This window comes from Candidatus Omnitrophota bacterium (assembly GCA_026387175.1).
Taxonomy (GTDB): Bacteria; Omnitrophota; Gorgyraeia; order 2-01-FULL-45-10; family 2-01-FULL-45-10; genus CAIMPC01.
In genome coordinates this window covers 76,368-100,458 of the sequence record JAPLME010000003.1, presented here as the reverse complement: position 1 = coordinate 100,458, position 24,091 = coordinate 76,368, and the positions used below count along the sequence as shown (strand labels likewise).

26 protein-coding genes are annotated in these 24,091 nt (G+C 47.0%); 23 read left to right on the top strand and 3 right to left on the bottom strand.

The genetic code is table 11. The features are described 5' to 3' along the window. From NTY76_01165 to NTY76_01115, 11 genes are all read left to right on the top strand, one after another. Entirely contained in the window at positions 1 to 795 is a 795-nt protein-coding gene (locus tag NTY76_01165) for a cell division protein FtsQ/DivIB (protein MCX5677707.1), read from the top strand. Between the two features lie 28 nt (positions 796 to 823). Further along, positions 824 to 1,885 carry a cell division protein FtsA gene (ftsA, locus tag NTY76_01160; protein ID MCX5677706.1) on the top strand — a complete coding sequence of 354 codons (1,062 nt, stop codon included), beginning with the start codon at positions 824 to 826 and terminating at the stop codon, positions 1,883 to 1,885. Positions 1,886 to 1,911: 26 nt separating this feature from the next. Beyond that, entirely contained in the window at positions 1,912 to 2,670 is a 759-nt protein-coding gene (locus tag NTY76_01155) for an alpha/beta hydrolase (GenBank protein ID MCX5677705.1), read from the top strand. 13 nt (positions 2,671 to 2,683) lie between these two features. Then, positions 2,684 to 4,168 carry a glycerol kinase GlpK gene (gene glpK, locus NTY76_01150; protein MCX5677704.1) on the top strand — a complete coding sequence of 495 codons (1,485 nt, stop codon included), beginning with the start codon at positions 2,684 to 2,686 and terminating at the stop codon, positions 4,166 to 4,168. After that, positions 4,165 to 5,604 carry an NAD(P)/FAD-dependent oxidoreductase gene (locus tag NTY76_01145; GenBank protein ID MCX5677703.1) on the top strand — a complete coding sequence of 480 codons (1,440 nt, stop codon included), beginning with the start codon at positions 4,165 to 4,167 and terminating at the stop codon, positions 5,602 to 5,604. The genes glpK and NTY76_01145 overlap by 4 nt, the downstream gene beginning before the upstream one ends. Further along, positions 5,594 to 6,571: an FAD-dependent oxidoreductase gene (locus tag NTY76_01140; protein ID MCX5677702.1), complete on the top strand. Its 978-nt coding sequence runs from the start codon at positions 5,594 to 5,596 to the stop codon at positions 6,569 to 6,571. Before NTY76_01145 ends, NTY76_01140 begins: the two co-directional genes overlap by 11 nt. Further along, on the top strand, positions 6,568 to 6,924 hold the full coding sequence (locus tag NTY76_01135; GenBank protein ID MCX5677701.1) for a DUF1667 domain-containing protein: 357 nt from the start codon (positions 6,568 to 6,570) through the stop codon (positions 6,922 to 6,924). Before NTY76_01140 ends, NTY76_01135 begins: the two co-directional genes overlap by 4 nt. A gap of 60 nt (positions 6,925 to 6,984) precedes the next feature. Beyond that, the gene (locus NTY76_01130; protein MCX5677700.1) at positions 6,985 to 7,530 is read left to right on the top strand and encodes an RNA polymerase sigma factor; all 546 of its coding nucleotides are present in this window, start codon (positions 6,985 to 6,987) and stop codon (positions 7,528 to 7,530) included. Positions 7,531 to 7,535: 5 nt separating this feature from the next. After that, the gene (locus tag NTY76_01125) at positions 7,536 to 8,039 is read left to right on the top strand and encodes a zf-HC2 domain-containing protein (protein ID MCX5677699.1); all 504 of its coding nucleotides are present in this window, start codon (positions 7,536 to 7,538) and stop codon (positions 8,037 to 8,039) included. 54 nt (positions 8,040 to 8,093) lie between these two features. Continuing rightward, a complete protein-coding gene (locus NTY76_01120) occupies positions 8,094 to 8,579 on the top strand; it encodes a periplasmic heavy metal sensor (GenBank protein ID MCX5677698.1) in 486 nt (161 codons plus the stop codon). A 261-nt stretch (positions 8,580 to 8,840) separates the two neighbouring features. Continuing rightward, positions 8,841 to 9,221, top strand: coding sequence for a hypothetical protein (locus NTY76_01115; GenBank protein ID MCX5677697.1), 381 nt, complete (start codon positions 8,841 to 8,843; stop codon positions 9,219 to 9,221). Between the two features lie 6 nt (positions 9,222 to 9,227). Here the strand turns inward: NTY76_01115 and NTY76_01110 are convergent, their stop codons facing one another. Then, positions 9,228 to 9,722: a hypothetical protein gene (locus NTY76_01110; protein MCX5677696.1), complete on the bottom strand. Its 495-nt coding sequence runs from the start codon at positions 9,720 to 9,722 to the stop codon at positions 9,228 to 9,230. Positions 9,723 to 9,859: 137 nt separating this feature from the next. On the opposite strand from NTY76_01110, the gene NTY76_01105 reads away from it, so the two are divergent. Next, complete coding sequence (locus tag NTY76_01105) at positions 9,860 to 10,354, top strand: PilZ domain-containing protein (GenBank protein MCX5677695.1); 495 nt, start codon at positions 9,860 to 9,862, stop codon at positions 10,352 to 10,354. On the opposite strand, the gene NTY76_01100 is transcribed toward NTY76_01105, so the two are convergent. Both NTY76_01100 and NTY76_01095 read right to left on the bottom strand, forming a co-directional pair. Continuing rightward, positions 10,314 to 12,041 carry an AMP-binding protein gene (locus tag NTY76_01100; protein MCX5677694.1) on the bottom strand — a complete coding sequence of 576 codons (1,728 nt, stop codon included), beginning with the start codon at positions 12,039 to 12,041 and terminating at the stop codon, positions 10,314 to 10,316. The two genes, NTY76_01105 and NTY76_01100, sit on opposite strands and share 41 nt — an antisense overlap. A 24-nt stretch (positions 12,042 to 12,065) precedes the next feature. After that, a complete protein-coding gene (locus tag NTY76_01095) occupies positions 12,066 to 12,875 on the bottom strand; it encodes an alpha/beta fold hydrolase (GenBank protein ID MCX5677693.1) in 810 nt (269 codons plus the stop codon). Positions 12,876 to 13,048: 173 nt separating this feature from the next. Between NTY76_01095 and NTY76_01090 the strand changes: the two genes are divergently transcribed. The 11 genes from NTY76_01090 (at position 13,049) to lspA (ending at position 24,091) form a co-directional block, all read left to right on the top strand. Continuing rightward, a complete protein-coding gene (locus tag NTY76_01090) occupies positions 13,049 to 13,210 on the top strand; it encodes a DNA-directed RNA polymerase (protein ID MCX5677692.1) in 162 nt (53 codons plus the stop codon). Between the two features lie 115 nt (positions 13,211 to 13,325). Next, the gene (locus tag NTY76_01085; protein ID MCX5677691.1) at positions 13,326 to 13,481 is read left to right on the top strand and encodes a hypothetical protein; all 156 of its coding nucleotides are present in this window, start codon (positions 13,326 to 13,328) and stop codon (positions 13,479 to 13,481) included. After that, positions 13,481 to 14,587 carry a family 10 glycosylhydrolase gene (locus NTY76_01080; GenBank protein MCX5677690.1) on the top strand — a complete coding sequence of 369 codons (1,107 nt, stop codon included), beginning with the start codon at positions 13,481 to 13,483 and terminating at the stop codon, positions 14,585 to 14,587. The genes NTY76_01085 and NTY76_01080 overlap by 1 nt, the downstream gene beginning before the upstream one ends. A 255-nt stretch (positions 14,588 to 14,842) precedes the next feature. Next, positions 14,843 to 17,596, top strand: coding sequence for a hypothetical protein (locus NTY76_01075; protein MCX5677689.1), 2,754 nt, complete (start codon positions 14,843 to 14,845; stop codon positions 17,594 to 17,596). A 66-nt stretch (positions 17,597 to 17,662) separates the two neighbouring features. Then, positions 17,663 to 18,364: a YggS family pyridoxal phosphate-dependent enzyme gene (locus NTY76_01070; GenBank protein MCX5677688.1), complete on the top strand. Its 702-nt coding sequence runs from the start codon at positions 17,663 to 17,665 to the stop codon at positions 18,362 to 18,364. After that, the gene (gene proC / locus NTY76_01065; protein MCX5677687.1) at positions 18,354 to 19,166 is read left to right on the top strand and encodes a pyrroline-5-carboxylate reductase; all 813 of its coding nucleotides are present in this window, start codon (positions 18,354 to 18,356) and stop codon (positions 19,164 to 19,166) included. Before NTY76_01070 ends, proC begins: the two co-directional genes overlap by 11 nt. Before the next feature lie 2 nt (positions 19,167 to 19,168). Further along, a complete protein-coding gene (locus tag NTY76_01060) occupies positions 19,169 to 19,468 on the top strand; it encodes a YggT family protein (protein MCX5677686.1) in 300 nt (99 codons plus the stop codon). Positions 19,469 to 19,496: 28 nt separating this feature from the next. After that, positions 19,497 to 20,360, top strand: a complete 864-nt coding sequence (gene mtnP, locus NTY76_01055) for an S-methyl-5'-thioadenosine phosphorylase (protein ID MCX5677685.1) — start codon at positions 19,497 to 19,499, stop codon at positions 20,358 to 20,360. A gap of 1 nt (position 20,361) precedes the next feature. Further along, positions 20,362 to 23,139: an isoleucine--tRNA ligase gene (ileS, locus tag NTY76_01050; protein ID MCX5677684.1), complete on the top strand. Its 2,778-nt coding sequence runs from the start codon at positions 20,362 to 20,364 to the stop codon at positions 23,137 to 23,139. Between the two features lie 14 nt (positions 23,140 to 23,153). Then, positions 23,154 to 23,636, top strand: a complete 483-nt coding sequence (locus tag NTY76_01045) for a TraR/DksA C4-type zinc finger protein (protein ID MCX5677683.1) — start codon at positions 23,154 to 23,156, stop codon at positions 23,634 to 23,636. After that, on the top strand, positions 23,636 to 24,091 hold the full coding sequence (gene lspA / locus NTY76_01040) for a signal peptidase II (protein MCX5677682.1): 456 nt from the start codon (positions 23,636 to 23,638) through the stop codon (positions 24,089 to 24,091). Before NTY76_01045 ends, lspA begins: the two co-directional genes overlap by 1 nt.

Here is a 24,091-nt window from a genome sequence, read left to right as displayed (position 1 = left end):
ATGGGAAAGCTTAAAAAAATAAAGAAATTTAAAGCGCCTGAAATAAACGGCAAGACCAAGGATGTGATCATATCGAAAACTATGACAGTTCTTGTAGTGTTTCTTTTTCTTATATTCGCGGCCATGCTGGTAAAGGCATTCCTTCGCCAGTCGGATTACTTTAAACTGCGCGCGGTGGATATTAAAGCCTCGTTCCTGGATCCGCGCGCGGCATCATCCATAAGCAGCCGGGTATTTAACGCCTATAGGTCCAAAAACGTTTTTAACATAAATTTAAAGTATATAGCGCAAAGCATACAGAGTAGTTACGGGGATGTGAGGGACGTCGTAGCCAGCATCTCGCTTCCCGATAAATTGGTGATAAGCCTCAAACTGCGCCGTCCGGTAGCGTTGATTAAAAGCGGAAAATTTTATCCTGTGGATGAGGATGGCGTGATCCTTCCGGGCGGAAGTCGGGTGGAGGCGCTTAACGATCTGCCTGTGATCAACGGGCTCGACATCAGGACGATAAATTCGGGACTGACAGGCAAAAACTTAAACCTTACCCTGGAGCTATTGGGAGAGATACGCCGGGCTCGCTCGCTATCGTCCTTTGGGGTCTCCTCGATAAGTGTGTACGATCCCAGAAATATGTCGTTCTGCCTGAAGAACGGCGTCGAGATCAGGATAGGACAGGAAAATTTTAGAGAAAGGCTCAATCTGCTCAGTAAGGCTCTCAGAGATCCGAGGCTGGCTCTGGATAATATAAGATATATAGACGTGCGGTTTAAGGATATTGTAGTAGGTCCCAAATAATAATATAAAAATCGGAGGAAGAGCGTCAGTGAATAAGTCAATAACGGTAACAGGCCTGGATATAGGATCGTCGAAGATAGCGGCCGTCATCGCGCGCATAGATAGGGATGGCCGATTAGATATCGCGGGTTTTGCGACCGGCGAGGCCGGAGGGATCGACAGGGGCATGCTTGTGGATCTTAATGATTCGATAGATTCCGTCTCCAGGGTATTGACGAAACTCAAAGGTAAGGCCTCAAGAGTAACCGGTGAGATATATGTGAACATAAGCGGGGAGGATGTCAGGGGGGCAAAGTCCGTAGGGATGGTCCCCATATCGCTTAGAGGCAGAGAGATAGCGGCCCCCGATATCGAGAACAGCGTCAATGCCGCGAGCACGATCCATCTTCCGTTCGATAGAGAGATAATACATAGAGTGGTCCATTCTTTTTCGATAGATGACCAGCCATGGATAAAGAATCCGCTTGGGTTGTATGCGTCGCGTCTTGCCTGTGAGACATATGTCGTCACGGCAAACATGAATCACATTCAGAGTATCCATAAATGCGTGAATGACGCCGGCTATGATGTGAAAGATATCGCGTTTACGGGGATAGCGAGCGGAGTGAGCCTTCTTGATAAAGAGACGAAGGAATCCGGCGCCGTACTGGTAGATATAGGTAATTCTCTTACAGAAATTTCCATATTTCTTGGAGGTGTTCTTGACAGCTTTGACATAATAAGCCTCGGGGGCCGAGATGCGGGGAGTGATTTTCGCTCCAGCGCCTTATTTAACAAACTCATATCTGCGATATCCGCGAGCCTCCAGGATCTTTCAAAGAGAAGCGTAGGGCCTCAATCGATAATCCTTACGGGAGGCTATGCGCTTACCGATGGCGTAATAGAATTTCTGGAAGAAAAGCTTTCTCACCCCGTCAAAATGGGCACGCTTCGGGGGACGCAGGGCGATATCTCCGGACTCGACGGCGTGCGCCTTGCGACAGCGATAGGACTTTGCGGATATGCCTATGAAAAGAAGCTAGCCCTTACTTCAAGCCCGGCTAAACGTATTCATGCCAAAGTAGTCGAAATATTTAATAACTACTTTTAAATGCCTACATCAGAGGTCTTGTCCGGATGAGCGAAGAGAACGGCTACAGGCAATGGATCTCCCCTCGAGCCAGAGCCGTTTTTTTATTGGTGCACGGGATCGGAGCCCACACCGGAAGATGGGAAGCGCTGGCCGACTTCTTCATCAAGAATGATATCTCGTCTTACGCTATCGAATGCCCGAATCCCGAAGATTATAATGACGGCATCTTCAGCCTTCGCGAAATAATCGTAAAGAATAATCCCGGAAAAAAGATATTCCTGATAGGCGAGAGCCTGGGTGGGCTTATATCATTTACGCTCGTCGTGAGGCGAAGCGGCCTCTTCGACGGCCTTGTCTGTTTTTCGCCCGCCTTCGGGAGTAGACTGAAGATGTCGATGCTGAATTACCTGAAGATCTCCGCATCCCTTCTCTATAATCCGGGAAAAGAATTCAAGCTGCCGTTTGATTCGTCGATGTGCACTCGCGATGAAGAATATAGAAAGAAGATGGATTCCGATGAGCGCGAGCATCGCCTGGCTTCATCACATTCGATCGTTAAGATATTATTTATGCAAATGGCTTCATGGATTTTAGCCAAGAAGCTGAAAGATCCCGTATTTTTTCTCGTTGCAGGGGACGATAAGATAGTCGACTCCCGCGTCAGCGTCGGAATATTTAAACGTCTTACGGCCAAGGACAAGACATTAATAGAATATCCTGGTATGTATCATGCGCTTTCGATAGATTTGGGCAAGGAGAAGGTTTTTGAGGATCTGTTGAAGTGGACGGAAAAAAGGATATAATCGAAGGGGATAGATGGCAAAATACATTTTAGCGATAGACCAGGGTACCACGGGAAGCCGCGCCATAATCTACAACAAGAAAGGGCGTAAGGTCTCCAGTGCTTATCAGGAATTTCCCCAGCATTTTCCACGTCCCGGCTGGGTGGAACACGATCCTCACGACCTGTGGAACAGCGTCAATGATTCAATACAGAGAGCGCTTGCCAAAGCACCCCATGCTTCTATATCCGCGATAGGCATTACCAATCAGCGTGAGACCACGATAATGTGGGACAGGAAGACCGGGAAGCCGGCCCATAATGCGATAGTGTGGCAGTGCAGAAGGACCCAGGACCGCTGTGAAGGGCTTAAGAAGAGGCCCCGGATGACGGAGTTCTTCAGGAAGAAGACGGGGCTGCCCATCGACGCGTATTTCTCCGCAACTAAGATCGAGTGGATGCTGAATAATGTGCCGGGCCTGCGCGCCAGGGCTAAGAGGGGCGAGATATGTTTCGGCACGGCCGATTCGTGGATATTGTGGAAGCTGACGGGCGGTAAAGCGCATGCGACCGATTATACGAATGCCTCCCGTACAATGTGTTTCAATATCGGCGAGTTCAAATGGGACGAGGAGATACTTAAGAAATTCAGGATCCCGCGGCAGATCCTTCCCGAAGTTAAAAAATCGTCAGGTATGTTCGGCCGCACGGTGCGCATAGGGCGCCTCCAGGAAGGCATACCCATATGCGCGCTTGCCGGAGATCAGCAGGCAGCGCTCTTCGCCCAGACATGCTTCGAACCCGGCACGATGAAGAGCACTTACGGCACGGGATCTTTTGTCCTTATGAATACGGGAAAGAAGAGGCCCGTCTCGAAACACGGGCTTATTACGACGATCGGTTGCGGCGCCAATGCCGAACCCGTCTATGTCCTGGAGGGTTCCATATTTACTGCCGGCGCGGCCATACAATGGCTGAGAGACGGGCTAAAGATTTTGAAGCATGCTTCGGAGTCTGGGGCGATGGCTGCCTCGGTCGCAAATAACGCGGGAGTCTATTTCGTTCCCGCGCTCGTCGGGTTAGGCGCGCCCTACTGGGATCAGAAAGCGCGCGGCGCCATATTCGGTATCACGAGGGGCACACATGCGAGCCATTTTGTGCGCGCCGCTCTCGAAGCCATATGCTACCAGACGAAAGATGTGGTCGATGCCATGCAGAAAGATTCGAAGCTTAAGATAAGGAGCCTGAAGGTCGACGGCGGCGCGGTAGTGAATGACCTGTTGTGCCAGTTCCAGGCGGATATACTCGGTATTGATGTCGTAAGGCCAAAGGTGATAGAGATCACCTCGCTTGGCGCGGCGTATCTTGCGGGCCTCGCTGTCGGTTACTGGAAGGATACTCGCGAGATAAAGAGGTGCTGGCAGGCCGATAGAGTATTTGTTCCAAAGATGGCGAAGAAGACCGCGTCCTCGCTCTATGCCGGCTGGCTAGAGGCCGTGAAGAGGACGCTCACGGTATGAGATACTACGATGTCTGCATAGTGGGCGGAGGCATAACAGGCACCGCGATAGCACGTGAGCTTTCACGCTATGATATAAAGATCGCTCTCCTCGAGAAAGAGGCAGAGCTTGCCTTCGGCGTATCGAAATCTAATAGCGGCATTATCCATCCCGGCACTCAGAACCCTCCAAACTCTCTTAAGGGCAAATTATGTGTCCAGGGCAATCTCCTGGCGAGGAAATTGGCCAGGGAGCTTTCGATCGATTTAAAAGAAGTGGGAGAGCTGATCGTCGCTTTCAATAAAGAGGAGACCTCGCGGCTTTCGCAGTTAAAAGAGGACGGCAAGGCGCTGGGAGTCCCGGGGCTTAAGATCGTAAATAAAGCCTGGCTAAGGAAGCATGAGCCGAATCTGTCGCATGATGTAATAGCGGCGCTTTATTCTCCGAGCGCCTGCGTGATAAGTCCTTACAGGTGGGTCTATAACTTCGCCGAGAATGCTGTGATGAACGGCGTCGAGATATATACCGAAACTAAGGTCACGGAGATTACGCCCGAGAAGCCCGGTTTTAAGATAAGGACCTCAGGGAAAACATTTAGCGCGAGATTTGTAATAAATGCGGGCGGACTCTATGCGGACGATATATCGGGTATGGTAGGAGTGGATGATTTTAAGATAAGACCCCGTAAGGGCGAAGAGTTTCTTCTCGATAAAAAGAGAGAGCATCTAACCAAACATCTCATATTTCCTCTGCCTTCCAAGGCATCCAAAGGTATACTCGTTATCAGGACTTCCGATGGTAATCCTATGATAGGCCCGACATCGGAAGACGTTGAAGACAAAGAGGATCTTTCGACCACCGCCGCGGGATTAAAAAAGGTGCTTGCCAATGCGAAGAGGCTGGTACCCTCGATAAATGAAAATGACATAATAGCCTATTTTGCGGGCTTAAGGCCTGCAGCAGGAGACGATTTCATCATTCGGCATGAAGATAAAGTGCCGGGTTTTATTAATGTAGCCGGCATACAGTCTCCGGGGCTCACGGCCGCGCCTGCTATAGCGTTAATGGTGACCGGCATATTGAAGAAGCACGGCCTTGGAATGAAGAAGAAGAGAATTTTTAATAAATATCGCAAAGAAGAGGCCCATCTTTTTTCGGATCGCCTGCTTAAAAAGGCTGGGCGCCTTATTAAAGAAGATCCTGAATATGGTGATATTGTGTGCAGATGCGAGATGGTATCCGCCGCAGAGGTGCGCAGGGCAATAGCTCGAGGGGCAAGAACGCTCGACGGGATAAAGTTCAGGACCAGGGCCCAGGCAGGCAGATGCCATGGCAGTTTTTGCACGACGCGGCTTATGAAGATACTCTCCGGCCAAATGAAGATCCCGCCCTCTAGCGTGACGAAGAGGGGAAAGGGCTCAGAGATTGTAAAGGAAGACAGATCAGGTGATAAATAAAGATCTTGTCATAGTCGGCGGCGGGCCGGCGGGCATGGCGGCGGCCATCGCGGCGCGTGAGAGCGGAATAAAGGATATCCTTCTCATAGAACGCGACCAGTATCTGGGCGGGCTGTTGAACCAGTGCGTACATACCGGTTTCGGGCTCGACTACTTTAAAGAGATATTGACCGGGCCGGAATATGCCGATCGTTTCATACAGAAGATAAGAAAGATACCCGGCATAGAGATAAGCTTGCGGTCATTCGTCGTGCGCCTTCGGCCGGACAAGACCCTTACATATCTTAAACCGGGAGGCCTTTTCACCGTACGGCCTAAAGCCCTGATAATGGCCACCGGCTGCCGCGAAAGGACACGCGAGATGATACATATCCCGGGCACAAGGCCCGCAGGCATATTTTCCGCGGGGCTCGCTCAGAAATTGATAAATATCGAAGGGTTCCTGCCGGGCAAATCAGTTGTCATAATAGGTTCCGGAGATATTGGCCTCATAATGGCTCGACGGTTTACGATGGAAGGCGCGAAGGTAAAAGCGATATTGGAGATACAGCCGAGGACCAGCGGACTGGCCCGGAATGTGGTCCAGTGCGTGGAAGATTTTGATATTCCCATGTACTTTAACCATAAAGTGTTAAAGATATTCGGCAGGGACAGAGTGGAAAGTATTATTGCGGCGAAAGTCGATGATAAGATGGACGTGATCCCCGGAAAGGAGTTCACGATAGAGTGCGATACCATCCTGTTATCGGTTGGGCTTATACCTGAAAATGAGCTTATAGAGATGGCAGGCGTCGCAATAGACAAGAGAACTAATTCTCCGGTCTCAAAGACGGTAAATGAGACATCGATGCCCGGCATATTCGTCTGCGGCAATGCCTTCAAGGTATATGACTACGTGGATTCCGTAACGGCCGACAGCGAATTGGCAGGAAAGCTGGCTGCCGGATATATAAGGGGCCGCATATGACAAAGAATATGATCTGCATAGAGTGCCCGAAAGGCTGCAGCCTGTCTGTGGATATTGAGGATAAGAAGATCGTAAAAGTGCGGGGCGCGAGATGCCCTAAGGGCATTTTATATGCGGCCTCAGAGATCGAGAATCCTACGAGAATATTCACCACTACTGTGCTTGCGGAGGGGCTTTCCCTGAAGCTCGTTCCTGTAAGAACGAACAAGCCCATTTCTAAAAAAGATCTATATAGAGCTATGGAAGAGGTGAGGAAGGTAAAGATAATAAAACCCACCAAGGCGGGCGATACCATCATCGAGAATTTCCTCGTATCCGGTGTCAGCTTAATAGCTACCAGGGAAGCAGTTTAAATTTTCAATAAACGGGAACTTTCAGGGCCGCGCTAATGTCTAAAATAGTACAAGGTGCCTATGCCGGATATATCTAATGAACTTGTTATGAAGGCGTCTCAGGGTGACGTGGCTGCTTTTGAAGAGATATATAAGGCCATGTCTACCTTCGTATATAATGTTGCATTTCGCATAACCAATAATCGGGATAATGCGGATGAGGTCACGCAGGATGTATTTGTCAAAGTTTATGATAACCTCAGGAATTTCGGGTTCCGCTCATCGTTCAAGACCTGGATCTACCGCATTACCGCCAATACCGCGATCAACTATTCAAAGAGTAAGGCAAAGTATGAGCGCGGCAAAGTGGAGTACGATCCGGTAGTGCATGATGTGCAGATTCAGGGCGACGTGAGATCGGAGCTCGACAGGGCCGACTCCGAAAAGAGAATAAGTTCTCTTCTGGATTTGCTCGACCCGGACCAGCGGGCCTGCATCGTCTTGAGGGAAATAGAAGGGTTCGATTATCAGTCGATAGCGGATACGCTGCATATAAACATAAACACGGTCCGTTCCAGGCTGAAGAGAGCGCGTGAAAAGCTTATGGAGGCGGGTAGAAAGGGGTGACGGCCATGAAATGCGAAAGAGCACGGGAATTGATGCTGACCGATCATATGGACGGGGAATTGAACGCCAAGGGCCAGCGTGAGATGAGGGAGCATCTGCGAGTATGCACGGAGTGCGGCAATTTCGAGAAACTTGCGCGTGAAGATGCCGCCAGGCCTTTTGCTCTTGCAGGAAAAGAAAAACCTCCGGCGTATATATGGGAAGGCATAAAGGAAAAGATCGCATTATCGGAAGCCGGCGCCAGGGCGGGAATATTCGCAAATGTGGTGGAGGTTATACGACAGATATTCTCATCCATATTAAGGATACCAAAGCCGATTGCGGCGTTCGCCGCAGGCGCTATGATCCTTATCGCCATATTGGCGGCCGTTTCTGGGTCCCAGAGCCGTGCTCTGGACGAGTATTTGAATGAGCAAGCCTCTTTTCTGGCGAGACTTGATGCCGGCCAGGCCAACGGAACCAGTATGTTCGATACAGATATCGCTACAGGTATGGAAAATATCCTATAACAGGAACTTTCCTGTATATGCAGTTGTCTAAAATAATAAAGGGGGGTGATTAACATGAGTAGAAAGATCTGTGGAAGTTTGGCAGTGGCAGTGATCGCGGCAGTGGTTCTTTTGCAATCCGGTGTATATGCCGAGGAAGCCGGGAATGCCGCGCAGAATACGGCGAAGAAGGAGGCCCATTTCAATAAAATGTCTGAGGAGCTCCAGCTTACGCCTCAGCAGAAAGAGCAGCTTGCCAAAGAAAAGGAAGAATTTGGCTCAAGGTCAAAGGATCTCAGGGAAAAGATCCAGGCGGCTCGTACGGGCCTGAAGACAGAACTTGAGAAGCCGGCGCCTGATAAGGCTAAAGTGGATGGCCTGGTAGCCGAGATCAAGAATATGGTCGGCCAGCAGATACAGAACAGGGTGGATAAGGTCATGGCTATGAAACAGATCCTGACCCCTGAGCAGTTTAATAAGATGAAGGCTTCCATGAAGGAGCATAAACAGAATAAGCATGAGAAGCACGGTGATAAGAGCGATCCAGCCTGCACGATTTAGTATCCTTAAAGCGTACGGTTTAGTCTGGAGAATAACTCATGTCGTAGGACAGGTTTAAACCTGTCCTACGACCTTATTGAGATACTTCTTTAAGCTAATTTTTCACAATAATCTAATAAAGTTAGAATATAAAAAAGTAAGGTTGTTAGACTTGAAAAACCTGAGCTATAATGATATACTATAAATGGTGAGGGGATTTTTTTTGATTTCATGATAAAAATTTTTATAAAGTGTATAAAGTAATTGAAGGCGGTGGTAAAGATGTCGACATTAACTCGTTTTGCAAGAATGGCCATAGTGCTCACATTAGTGATGGACTTTTTTGTGTTCGGAACCCTTGCCGAGACTGCGACATCCTACTCCTGTCAGTATACAGCGGACTTGGAGCAAAAACAGATGCTGCTGGAATCGATCAGGGAAGATACCCGCGATACGGAAAATGGGTTGCAGGAAAATATCAATAAGGTCAATACGGTAGAAAAGGAAAAGACGAGTTGTTTGAAAGTTGAGAACATTGACTTGGCGCGGATCATGCCCCCGACAGAGAAGATCAATGTGGCGCTTGTTGGCATGAACGGCACTCTTTCCCCTGAAAGTGGAAGAGACCGTTTTTCTCAGGATAGGGATAAAACTCGCAATTAGGCCGGTCTATAGCTTATTGGATGTTGCGGTATTCTCATTTATGCCGGACTGTGAAGCATCCCGCAGGGATGAAATGTTGTTTTTCTCGGATTTCAGTATTTCGATGATCGCGGCGTCATTTGTTTGAGCGAGCGCCTCATCTATATATTTGATATCATATTCGCAGTAGTTCGATACGAATTTCAGCCATCCGCTCAGTATGCTTAAGACATCTTTGTTCAGCCCCGTGCCGGATGAGAGCGCTATCTTTATCATCTTAAAGTATGATTCTATGGTGACGAGGGAGTAGTTATTTATTTCGAACACCCTCTCCATAGTTCTGATATCGCGAGGTTGAGCTTTTCGGGTAAGTTCCGGAAGCGCGCTTCCCATTTTAGCCATCGAAGCTCTGACAGCATCAAGCTTTCGTATGTGTTCCTGGCAGAAGGCGTGGCTTACATATGAAAGAGATAGCAGTCCCATGATGGCCAGACAGAATAGAAAACGCTTATAATGTACCATTGCAGGAAAGTATATCATACTTTCTTTAAAATTCAAATAGCGGAGAAAAAATCATGTTAAATTATGGCATATGGTTTAAATTATTCATACATTAGGGTAAATATGCTATAATTATATACAGTATAAGAGGGGGCATCATGGAAAATATTGATATTAATAGAAGAAAATATCCCAGGTATGATACTGAGATGGAGGTCTATTTTAAAGTCAGATACGATATCAATATTAGAGTCGAATTTCATGTTATTGAGAGCCATCATGATAGCAATGTGCCGTCTAAATATTTCGGACTGTGCAACAATGTCAGTGTTGAAGGCCTGCTCGTCGTTTCTAAAAAGCATCTGATAAGAGACGATCTTCTTATGCTTGAGGTCTATGATCCGATAATGAAGAATCCGGTTAAGATGGAGGGTCAGGTCCGCTGGTCTGAAAAATGTCCCGGGCCCAGTAAGGAATATGACATGTTTTACACGGGCATCCAGGTTGTCACGGTGAATGACAGGACTGTTATCGATTCCATCTATTTTGACAGGAGACATCAGATCGTGTGGAGCGCGATATTGGAATCATTATTCGGTAATTTTGAGACTCTTAAGAAATATCCGATCTTAAGAGGGGCGAAACAAGAATAAGATCTCTCCTTATTTTCTTCGTAACAGTTTTGGGCAGTTCCTCATAAGATACATCGAAACTCATTATCCTTTTATATGCTGCCAAATTTTTACTTAAACGGGCGATCTCAGATGATATCTTACCGGTTATCTCTTCTTTCGAAACCATATTTTCCTGCCCGAAAAGTTCAAGGTTAGGTACTATAATAGCGTAAACTTCTTCATGCCCTTTGCGAAGGCCGCGGCCGGCCGTTCTGGCCGATACGCATATCTCTTTTATATATGGGCTATGGCCCATAACGCTCTCGACTTCTTCCGGGAATACCTTTTTACCGCCGCCCAATATTATCATGTTCTTTATCCTGCCTGATATGTACAAAAACCCGTCTTTGTCCAGGTAGCCCAAGTCTCCGGTATGAAACCACCCGCGCCTGATCGTCTCCGCGGTCTTTTCAGGATTTCTGAAATAACCTTTCATTACATGGGGCCCGCGGGTCAGGATCTCTCCCTCGGTATCGGTATTTTTCTCTTTCAGTATCATAACCTCTACGCCGGGCAACGGTTTACCGACAGAGCCAAATCGATTATCCTTAAAGGTATTGACAGATATGACAGGCGCCGTTTCAGTAAGGCCATATCCCTGCAGGATCCTGAAGCCGAGAGCATTCATATCGATTTCGATATCCGTGTCGAGAGGCGCGCCTCCACTGATGAAAGTATGCAATCTGCCTCCGAACTCTTTATGCAATGAGCGGAAGAATAGCCTTCCTGCCCTTATTTTGAATTTGAGTAAAAAAGCCGATGTGGACAACAGTGTTTTAAAGACTTTTTGCCTGAAAGGAGATAATTTTGCGACTTTCTTCATTATCCCCGAATGGATCAACTTAAGAACGAGGGGAACAGAGATGATCGCCGTGGTTCCTGTTTCCCTCATTAATGGCAAGAGCGTACCGGTCTTCAGAGTGTCGCAATAGGTGACGCATGAACCCGCGTATAACGGCGCTATAAGGCCGCCGGTTATCTCCAGCATATGATTTAGCGGCAGGACGGAAAGGAGCTTTTCTTTAGGGGTCGCGCGTATGATCTCGCTGAACTCGAGCACCTGGAAGAGCAGATTCTTGTAACTTAACTCAACGCCTTTGGCAAGGCCCATAGTGCCGGATGTATAGACTATGATCGCGGTGTCTTCGGGATATATCGGCCTATCTCGTTCTTTTCCCCTGTGAGGCCTCAATTTATTTAGCTGTATTATGTCGGTACGCGGGCTCTTGTCGAAAAGTATTATATTCTTAAGATGCGTCAGGGATTCTCTTAAACGGTCTATCGTTTCAATATATTTGCCGCTTACGAATATGCATTTTGCCTGGCTATCATTCAGGATGAACCGGACTTCCGGGTCGGTCAATTTCACGTCCAATGGGAGGATGATGCCGCCGCAGCCTATAATTCCAAAGTATGCGGCCGCCCATTCGGGCCTGTTCTCGGAGAATATCGCTATCCTGTCACCTTTCTTTATGCCCAGGTTGATAAGGACGGAAGAGATGCTGACGACACGCCGCCCCAGTTTTGTGTAAGAGATCTCCCTGAAAGAACCATCTTCATTTTTTATCCGGAGGGCCGTTTTATTGCCGTACCTCTTATTGATCGTCTCTAAGATGTCTTTTATGGTGATATTCTTGAGAAGGGTCTTTACCATTGAATTGATCATATGCTAGACCTCGATAGCGATAGCCTATATCCGCTTGTTCAGCCATCGGAGAAGATCGACAAAAACTTTTTCTCTTCCGAGTTCCATCGTAAGGCTATGGCGCATCTCCGGGTATTCGATCATCTCTTTATGTTCGAATCTTATCCCTTTGAATATCTCTTTGCTCGCGTCAGAGCTTACAAATGTGTCGGCGCCGGCAAGCAGGAACAGGGTGTCGGTCCTCACCTTGTGCTTGAAGAGCCTGCTGGAGAGTTGCCCCATGAGTATGCTATGAAGAAGGCGGGGCGTAGCAAACTTATGTTCGAGCTTGTCGTTATCCATGATCTTTTTGCATTCCGGGTCACGGGTGCACATTTCATTGGTAAAGGGCATCAGAAATTGTTTCTTCGAGTTATAGAAACGTGCCGAGATCATTTTGATGTATTCGACCAGGGAGAACTTCAGGCTGCTGGCAAACCCGGGTGACATGCATACGAGCCCCCTGAAGAGCCTCGGTTTTTTAATAACCGTGAGAAACCCTATAAGGCCGCCCATGCTTTCGCCTGCGATAAAGACGGGGAGCCTTCTATGCTCTCTCTTTATTATACTGTAAAGGCGGCGGACATCCTTAATATATGTATTCAAAGAATCTATATGCCCTTTCACTCCTTCTGTATTGCCGAAACCTTTGAGCTCAATCGAATAAGATGCGATGCCGTGTTCGATAAGAAACTTCGCTACGAACTCCCAGTTATTGCTGTGGCCGCCCAGGCCATGCACCATTAATACCACGGCCCTCGGAGAGGTAGATCCCCACTGCCTGTAAAGAATATCCCTCTTTTCGCATCGTTTCATAGTGTCTCCGGTTATTTGTTAAAACCGCATAATAAACTTTACAATATTATAGCACATGTAAAATATAATATAATTATTTACTTTTTTACAGAGATTGTGATACACTATTTCCGTATAAAGGCCCTATGGGCTGTAAGTGTAGGGCTTTTATCGGTGCTAAAAAGGGAGGTAACATGGCATATCAAGGTGGCGGGTTCGGCGGAGCGCCGAGAGAGATGCACAAGGCGACGTGCGCCGAGTGTAAGAAAGAATGCGAAGTACCGTTTAAGCCCAGAGAAGACCGTCCTGTCTATTGCAAGGATTGTTTTTCTAAGCGCAAGGACGCAGGCCGTTAAGAAAGAGAGACTTGTAATACTCTCTAGTTCCTGTAGGACTGTTATTCAAATGCCCTCTTCTGTAGGAGAGGGCATTTTTTTCGGTGCAAAAAGCTCCAGATAGAAGGAGGAGACATTGGCAAGAGATAATTACTCATATCAAAAATATCAGAGAGAATTAGCGAAGAAGAAGAAGAAAGAAGAGAAGATGCTGCGTAAACTGAATAAGAAAAAAGCGCAGGACGAAGAACCTTCGGCGCCGGTTTCTAATGAGGGTACACCTCTTATCTGATGTTGAAAAAAAGAATCGTATTCTGTATTTTATGCGCGCTCTTTACCTTTTCTTCCTTAGCTGAATGTGAAGATGATTTTCGCCGCGGCCTTTTTGTTTCGGTTATACAGGATCCTCCTGTCCTTTCCAGCCGCCGGGATATCGGCAAACTCATCGTCTTCGCCAGAAGCGCCCGGATCAAAACCCTTTCTGTGCAGATCTACTATGCCAATAAAGCGTGGTTTCCCTCCAAAATCGCGGATTCCTCACCGTATCAGGAATGTCTAAAGAACCTTTCAGAAGATCCGCTGGCTCTTCTTATTAAGGAAGCTCACGCAAACGGGATAGAAGTGTACGCCTGGATGAACATGCTGAGCCTGGGCGCTAATAAAGACGCTGTGTTTCTTAAAAAATACGGCCCTGATATCCTTACGAGAAATCTGAAAAAGAAGAGAGCTCTTAGAGATTATAAGATAGATAATCAGTTTTTTCTGGAACCGGGAGACCTGCGGGTCAGGGAGGAGCTCTTGGGTGTGCTCGGCGAAGTGCTTAGCGCCTATCCCGGCTTAGACGGCGTTCTGTTCGATTACATCCGCTATCCGGATAAAGATCCGGTATATGGTTATACACCGATGAACATTGAGCGTTTTAAAAAAGCGACCGGTAATAAAACGATCGATGAGTCGAGCAAGGTTTGGAAAGACTGGAAACGCGATCAAGTGACAGAGGTTCTCCGATTGCTTGTAGATAGAGCGCGTAAGGCGCGGCCAAGTATTAAAATATCCGCTACAGGCTGCATGCCGTATTCACGCGCCTATCTTGAAGCCTTTCAAAACTGGCCGTCCTGGATCGATCGCGGGCTTGTGGATTATGTTACGGTGATGAATTATTCACCGCATCCGGATGAATTTGAGCAATGGATCGTGAAAGCTAAATTGAAGACCGCAGATTTTAAGAAAGTTAATATCGGACTCGGAGCCTATAAGTTAGTGCTCTGGCCCGATACATTCAAGCAAGAGTTCCGGATCTGCCAGAAATCAGGCGCCGGTGGTTTCGTAGTTTTTCACTACGGAAGCTTGCTTGAAAATCCTGCCTTAAGCGATTTCCTGATAAAAGACCGCAAATAGAAGTTCCTCAAATTTCCATACACAGATCAAAAAAGTTAAAGCGAAAAAAGGTAGATATCTTTCTATTGCCTTAACAGATTCATATGGTATAATGTATGTTATATGTTTACACATAATTTCAAATATAGCATAATATCTAGAGCCATATCTATAGCTCTAATCTGCCTATTTTGCACCGATACCGTCATTATAGCTAACCCGGATACGCTTGCCCCTCTAGTTGGCAATCCAATAGTTTACCAAAAGATGCGCAATATGATGGAGGAGCGCCTTATCGCGCATCAAGATCCTATTGATGAATTCATAAAAGACCATGCCAATCTAACCAAGAGCTTATCATCCATTCCATATCTTGAAGAAGATTTTAAAGCATGTATCACTGCCTGTGGAGCGGATAATATGCTTAATCGCCTAAAGGTGACTCTCTCTTCCTCAGAATGTAGGATTCAGGTTATATTCGTGAAGAGTGAGGATGAACTGCCTATATTCTCTGGAAAGAAGGTATGGGGGCACTCCGGTACCTATGTTACGGTATTCGCTCTAGATAATGAGAAAGATTCAAAAGAGGGAAGAAGGAAGATAATAGCGAGGCTATTCCATGAGATAAGGGCAAGGTCGACTAAAGCGAAGGAGCTGTTTGACGAGGAATTCAAAGATAAGAATCCGACTACATCGGAAGAAATAAGCGCTTTTATAATATCAACGCGGAAAAGGTTTGAAAACGATAATCTCCGAATAGAGCGCGAAGTAGGGCAGGGTGGACGCATTGAGAACAACTCCCTACGTCTTGAATTCGCAAACCTTACATTTGCCGTACATCCCGATGTTATTAATAGGGATTATGCGATGTCGAAGAAGCAGGGTAATGTGGCACGGATCTCAAAAGAAATTTCCTTTGATCCAAGCGTTAAGCCGGAATCATTGTTTCCGATAGACCGGATCAAAGCTGAATTAGCCAGACAATCTGTACCTATTGATTTAAAAGTTGAAGTAAAAGAGATGACCGCCGAAACGATACAATTAAGGCTTTTTAACGGAAGCGAAGTGCTTGCCGCATTGACTATGGTTATTCCATCTAATGAGCTTGAAATAGAAGGCCTCTCAGGAGATTTATTGCCCAAAACTAACGTATTGGCTACAGATGACATGTATTATACTGTTACAAAGACATCGCGGCCATGGCAGGGAACGGTTGAAACCAGGGTGTATCATAATCTTAAAAAGCGGGTAGAGATACGAAATTTTATATTTATGGACCGCTTAAGACGGAAAGGTTTGGCGCCGGCATGGTACCAAAATCACATAGAGCCTTATCTTCGAAAATGCGGCGCGCCTGTAGTTTCAGTATTCGGGAAATGCTTAACAGGTGCATCAGTATTTAACTTTTACCGTAGGCAAGGTTTTGATCAAGATCTAGCTCTGGATTTTGTTCATCATGACGATACAGTACAGCGCATAATGCTTCTTAAAGTATTACCAGTGCTGAAAGCTCCAGAGAAAGAAGCCCAGTCAGTACCTCCGAGGGAGCAGCGGGAGAATAAAATAAGGCCGATTGAGCAATTGAACTGGGAAGATGAAGCCGAAGTGCTTGATCATTTTAGAGCTCTACTTGCAGAGCTTGGATGGCCGCTACCGCGCGTTATACCTATTGATGGCAACATAGTGGAGTCAGTTGCTCCCAAACCTCTTAATATTGCTAGTTTAAAAAAGTTGGCTCAAGGCAAATCTCCTGATGATTATCTTAGGTATCTTAGGCTCGGAGAGGATCTGCCAGAATTGTATGACTCAATTGTGGTTCCTTCCCTCAAGGAATTTGGTATCCTGCCGCTTTGGAGCATATGGTTTAGATATAAAGATCAATTAAAGAGCATAAAGGAATATGTGGATACTTTACCAAAATATAAATCCGTGAAGATCCTTGTCCATGCCGTCTGGCAAGGAGAAGATGCCTACGCTATAGCCATTATGCTTAAGCATTTTTACCCTAATCGTGTTTTTGAAATAGTCGGGACAGATTTTATTGAACCCAATCCGCAGGAACTAAATTGGGTTTATGTAAAAAGAATTCCAAAATACTTAAGAGGAGCCATAAATAAATATTTTATCTATAAAACTAAGGACGTTGTTGCCTTAAAAGACGAATATAGAAAACTGATTACATTAAGACAGGGTGATATGAGAGAGCCGGGTTCTTTTAGCAAAGGACTGGATATCGTGGTAATCAACGCGGCGCTAGGACAGAGCGTAGCCAAAAGAGGTGATATTAGGCAAAGCATTGAAAATGTCTGGGCTTCCTTAACCCCCGGAGGAAGATTTTATACAGATAATTCCGCCTATAAAGCGCATCCGGCACAAAGGATAAGAGTTGATGAGATATTAAGAAAGGATTTTGTCGAAACAGGCAAATTTAACAAAATTGATGATGGGGTATTTGAAAAAGTCGATATTTCCGAATTTATAAAGCAAGATGTGATATGTAGAACTCCGCCTGCGGAGAAAGAAGCCCAGTTAGCGCTTCCGCAAGAGTGGTATAGAAGTGAGCCAAGAGCCACTGACTTTACCAGAGGGCTGGCAGAGTCTTTATCAATAGAGAACATCCTTAACCCGGGCAAATCAACCTTCATCTTTTCAGAAAAGGTTACCTTTGATAATGGTTTAGGGGTATTTCTGCCTAAACTAGCTAAATCCGGCATGAAAGTAGCGGTAATAGCTACCAATGATAGGCAAAGGGCATTGATAGATGAGTTAAATCAGGGTAGGCCTGAGAATGAGAGAATAATCTATGCCGACACAATCATCGATATAAGGGCAAAGGTTAATTCGGCAAGATGCTATTATTTTAAAGTTAACGGAGATCCTGATACGGATTTGCGAGACGTTACCACTTTCGATATAACGGATATAGTGAAGAAGATAATAGGCGCCCTTGGCAAAGTCTCTGGTATAGTGGAACGCGAGAGACTTGAACTCCTGCACGAAGCGGCACGGAAGTTCGCGCAGGCCGCATAAAACCTTAAATTCCTTCACACGTGACGTCCCTTTTGCATTGACTTTTAGATGTGATTATGTTATTTTATGCCCGAAATGATAGCCGACAATCTTAAATTTGTAACCAAAAGAATAGCAAAATGTTGTGAGAAAGCCGGCAGGCCTCTGGATAGCGTTAAGCTTATAGCGGTGACCAAAGAAGCTTCTATTAGCCAGATGAATGAGGCTGTTGAGGCAGGGGTTTCCAGCTTTGGCGAGAACAGAGTGCAGGACGCCCTTATTAAGCATAGAGTTATAGGCAATGGAGTCGAATGGCATCTGATAGGGCATTTACAGACCAATAAAGTTAAGGATGCTGTAAGGATATTCTCGCTTATACACTCAGTGGACAGTCTTAAGCTGGCGCAAACTATCGATAAAGAGGCTGCCAGGATTGGAAAGCGACAGAATATCCTAATCCAGGTAAATACATCAGGCGAAGGATCGAAATTCGGGATCTCGCCCGAAGAAACGATAGGTTTTTTAAAAGAAGCATCGTTATATCCTAATATAAATATAAGGGGACTCATGACGATAGCCCCCGAAGTCAGTGCCACTGAGACTGTAAGGCCGTACTTCAGGGCCTTGAGAGAGCTTCTTAATAAGACAAGCCCTATTATAAAGAGCCGCTCTGATGAGACTGAGTATTCAACGCTCTCGATGGGGATGACGAACGATTTTGAAATAGCCATCGAAGAGGGTTCTAATATGGTAAGGATAGGGAGGGCGATATTCAAAAATGATAAATAAGAAGATAGGTATAATTGGCTGCGGCAATATGGGCGAGGCTATCTTTAGCCGTTTAGCACAAGTGATGGAGAAGAGTACATCTCTGATGGTAAGCGAGATGGATGCCGCCAGGCGCGAGACAATAGCGGCGAAGCACAGGATAATAGTCGAGATCGACAATAATTACGTTGTCAAATACTCCGATATCATAATACTTGCCGTAAAGCCCAAGGATATTGAAAGCGTATTAACTCAAGAAGTCTGCTGCGGAGTGTCCCCGGATAAACTTTTGATATCGATAGCCGCCGGCATAACTACAAAACATATAGAGAAGGTGATCGGTAAGGATGTCCCCGTCATACGGGTTATGCCGAACATGCCCGCGATAATAGGAGAGGCCGTATCCTCTATAAGCGCCGGCACCTCGGCCACCAGAGAGCATATGGACTCCGCGCGCGAGATATTTTCGATGATAGGCGAGGTGGTGGAAGTCGATGAGAAGATGGTCGACGCGGTCACCGCGATAAGCGGCAGCGGCCCGGCTTACTTCTTCTATTTTATCGAAACCCTGATAGATGCTGCTAAAAAATTGAAATTAGACCGTAAGACCGCCGAAATGCTGGTAATGAAGACCGCGCTCGGAAGTGTGAAGCTGCTTGACGCGCTGAAAGAGGAGCCTGCGTACTTAAGACATAAGGTGACTTCAAAAGGCGGCACTACAGAAGCGGCCCTCAAAGTATTCAACAAGAAGAAATTTAAAGAGATCGTCCAGGCCGCCACGGCGGAGGCCTGTAAGCGCTCTAAAGAACTGTCGAAGGGATAAATATGTTCGTATTGGGTAACTTAGTATACGCCCTTGCCACAATACTTGACTATCTGCTCACGATAATAAATTGGATGATAATAATCCGCGCGCTTCTTAGCTGGGTGAACCCCGATCCGTATAATGCTATCGTTCGGTTTATAAATATTACTACGGAGCCGCTCCTTGCGCCGTTCAGGCGTATAATTCCGGCATATTCCATCGGGATAGATTTTTCGCCGATATTCGCGCTTATAGCCGTATGGTTTACGAAGCTCTTCCTGGTCAGGACGCTCTTCGGCATCGCCGCAAGAATCGGATAAATTTAACTGATAAAATTCGGGAGATATTATGAAAGGTAAAATAGGTATCATAGGCGGCAGCGGGCTCTATAACATGGAGAAGATAACGAAGGCGAAGACCGTTAAGGTCAAGACGCCTTTCGGCGACCCGTCCGATGATTATGTGATCGGCTCGATGGGCGGCACGGAAGTGGTATTTCTGACCAGGCACGGGAAGGGCCACAGGTTCTCTCCGAGTGAGGTTAACTACCGTGCCAATATTTACGGAATGAAGAAGCTCGGCGTCGATAGGATAATATCGGTCTCCGCGTGCGGAAGCCTTAAGGAAGAATTGAAACCTCTCGATATAGTCATACCGGACCAGTTTGTAGACAGGACGAACCAGACGCGGATCATGACTTTCTTCCGCGAGGGCATAGTCGCGCATATACAATTCGCCGACCCCATCTGTCCGGATCTGGCCAAGGCGCTTTATAACGCGGGAAAGAAGACGGGCGTTAACATGCATATGGGCGGGACCTACCTAAATATGGAAGGCCCTCAGTTCTCGACCAGAGCCGAGTCCAATCTGTATCGCTCATGGGGGATGGACGTTATAGGAATGACCAATATCGCGGAGGCGAGACTGGCCAGAGAAGCGGAGATCTGCTATGCGACGCTCGCCTGTATAACGGATTATGACTGCTGGCACCAGTCGGAGGAAGAGGTTTCGATCGAGATGATCATCCAGAACCTATTGAAGAATATAGAACGAGCGAAGAGCATTATATCTGAAGCGCTGCCCAAGCTCTCAGGACACAGAAATTGCGCCTGCGCATCCGCGCTGAAAGACGCTATTATTACAGATCCGAAAGTGATACCGCCTGCAACCAAAAAGAAACTTAATTTGATAATAGGGAAATATATTAAATAAGATGGAATACAAGAACACGCTGAATTTACCGAAGACGGATTTTCCGATGAAGGCGGACCTGCCTAATCGCGAGCCCGTATTCCTGAAGAATTGGGAAGATAAGAAACTGCACGAGAAGATCCGGGCGAAATATAAGGATAAGCCTAAGTTCATCCTGCACGACGGCCCGCCTTACGCCAACGGCTCGATTCATATGGGCCATGCGCTCAATAAGATATTGAAGGATATCGTCATAAGATATAAGACGATGCGTGGCTTCGATTCGCCGTATGTGCCGGGCTGGGACTGCCATGGATTGCCCGTCGAGCATCAGCTATTCAAAGAGCTGAAGATGACTAAGTACGATATCGACCAGGTCGAGTTCAGGAAGAAGGCTCATGACTACGCGATGAAGTATGTCGACATCCAGCGAAGAGAGTTCCAGAAGCTCGGTATCATGGGCCACTGGGATAAGCCGTACATAACCATGTCGAAAGATTACGAAGCCGGCATCGTCAGGTCATTCGGGAAGCTCGTCGAGAAGGGATATATATATAAAGATCTGAAGCCGGTCAATTGGTGCACCACCTGTGAGACGGCGCTCGCCGAAGCCGAAGTGGAATATGAGGATAAGAAGTCTCCCTCGATATACGTCAAGTTCGAATCGGTCCATAGCGACCTTCCCGGACATTTCCTTATCTGGACGACGACACCGTGGACGCTGGTCGCAAACGTAGCGATCGCCGTACACCCGGATTTCGATTACGTGCTTGCCGAAATGCTGGACGGGGAATTCAAGGGCGAAAAGTTCATGCTGGCAAAGGATCTTCTCCCTAAGGTGATGGAAGCTACGGGGGTAAAAGAATATAAGGTGTTGAAGACGTTCAAAGGCAGAGAACTTGAGGGCCGTGACGCGCGTCATCCGTTTATCGACAGGAATGTTAAAGTGGTGCTCGCTCCTTACGTTACGATGGAGGACGGCACGGGATGCGTTCACACCGCTCCGGGACACGGACAGGACGACTATCATACGGGCAGACGTTACAAGCTTCCGATAATAATGCCCGTGGACGGCAGGGGCAAATTCGATAAGACGGCGGCTGAATTCAGCGGCATGAAGGTGCATGATGCCAATAAGCCGATCATCGAGAGGCTCGCTCTTTTAGGCAAGCTCGTAAAGCAGGGTGAGATCACGCATTCTTACCCGCACTGCTGGCGCTGTAAGAAACCGATAATATTCCGCGCTACAGAGCAATACTTCATTAAGATAGACCATGACGAATTGAGGACGAAGATGCTCGAAACCATCTCTTCAGGGGTGAAGTGGATACCCGAGATGGGCTTGTCGCGCATTTCGGCGATGTTGAAGACGAGGCCCGACTGGTGCCTTTCGCGCCAGAGATACTGGGGAGTGCCGATAATCGCGTTCTATTGTAAGGGTTGCGGCAGTGTCCTCCTGGATCCGGAGACGATAAAATATGTCGCTTCACTGGTCGAGAAAGAGGGCGCCGAGGTATGGTTCCAGAAGAAGGAAACGGAGCTTTTGCCGAAAGGGATGAAGTGCCCGAAGTGCGGCTCGTCCGAGTTCAGGAAAGAGACCGATATACTCGACGTCTGGTTCGATTCGGGCGTCAGTCATCAGATAGTTCTTAAAGACAATAAGGACATGGATTATCCTTGCGAGCTTTACCTTGAGGGATCCGACCAGCATAGGGGGTGGTTCCAGGCCGCGCTCATAACGGGAATGGGCCTGGACGGCAAACCGCCATATAAGAGCGTCCTGACCCATGGATTCGTCGTAGACGGCGAAGGCAAGAAGATGTCAAAGTCTCTGGGCAATGTCATAACGCCGGAACAGGTCATGAAGAAGTACGGTGCAGACATTCTCAGGCTATGGGTTTCGTCTAGCGATTATTCCGAGGACATCAGACTTTCGGATGAGATATTGAGGAGGCTTGCGGACGCGTATCGCAAGATCAGAAATACATATAAATATCTTCTGAGCAATTTGTACGATTTCGACCCTGCGGTGAATTCGGTCCCTTATGATAAGATGCTCGAGATCGATAAGTGGATACTCTCAAGGCTATCAGCGATAATAAAGACCGCGGAAGGCCACTATGAAACTTACGCTTTTCATAAGGTATACAGGGATATATACGGTTTTTGTGTTTACGAGGTTTCATCGGTATATCTGGACATATTGAAAGACAGAATGTATACTTTCAGGGCCGATTCACCGGAGAGAAGAAGCGGCCAGACCGCGATGTTCGAGATACTCTCCTCTTTATTAAAGATTCTGGCGCCGATACTCGCTATGACTTCTGATGAAGCCTGGGGCTGCCTTAACTTTAGCGGCAAGTCCGAATCGGTGCATCTTGAAAAATGGCCCGATGATAATTATACGAAATGGCGCAACGAATCTCTTGACCAGAAATGGGGCAAGCTGATAGCCTTGAGGGAAGCGGTGCTGAAGAAGCTGGAGGAGAAGAGGGAAGCGGGCCAGATAGGCTCAGGTCTGGAGGCCAGTGTGGCCCTTGCCGTTAAGGACCAGGATTATAAAAAGTTGCTGGTTGACAATGAAGCGATTCTGAGATATCTTTTCATAGTATCTAAAGTTGAGCTTAAGAATGCTCCCGTAAGCGAATCGGATCTGGAGGCTGCAATTCCTGCAGCTATCTACATCGAAAAAGCGAAGGGCGAAAAGTGTCAGAGGTGCTGGAACTACAGTGAGCTGGTCGGCTCGAACAAGGACCATCCGGCTCTTTGCGAAAGATGTGAGAAGGCTATAAGAGCATAATGAAAGGGAATAAAATGGCAAAATCGAAACGAAAAGTAAGAGCGAAGGCTAAACCGAAGGCAAAAGCGAAGAAGGCGATGAAACTTAAAATAGCTAAAATATCCAAGATCAAGATTAAGCTTCATAAGCTGCCCAAGGAAGAGCTTAAGAAATATAAGTTGCTGTTAATAAGGCTTAGAGGACAGGTCGGCGGGGATCTCTCGCACATAGCCCAGAATACTTTGAATAAATCCGCCAGAGACGCCTCCGGAGACCTCTCCGGTTATTCTTATCATATGGCCGACCAGGCGAGCGATGACTACGAAAGGGATTTTTCCCTGGAGAGGGCCACCGCGGAGCAGAAGATCCTTTACTTTATCGATGAGGCCATGAAGCGCATAGATGACGGCACTTACGGGAATTGTCTTTCCTGTGGAAAACAGATAGCGAAGCGGCGGCTGGTGGCTTTGCCGTATAGCGAGCTTTGCATAGAGTGCCAGAAGAAAAAAGAGAATTGATGACGCTTTGGTTTAAGAGCCGCATATTCCTTGCCGCAGGCCTTGTCTTTGTCGCGGACAGGCTCACGAAGTATTTCATCATAAAGAGCATTACCCCGGGGCAATCGATAAAGGTCATCCCCGATGTATTTCATATAACGCTGGTGTTTAATAATGGGGCGGCTTTCGGGGTCTTACAGAACTGTGCCCTCTTTTTTATCATCTTCTCATTCGCGGCGATCGCGCTTATGCTTTTAATCATCTATAAGGCTCATCAGCTGGATACGCTCCTTGCCGTATCGCTTGCCCTAATTCTGGGCGGGGCCGCGGGGAACCTTGTGGATCGCCTGAAGTTCGGTTATGTTATCGATTTTTTGGACTTCCGAATATGGCCGGTATTCAATATCGCGGATTCCTGCATATCGATCGGCATAGCGCTCATCGCATTCAGCTTTATTTTTAAAAAATCCGGGTAA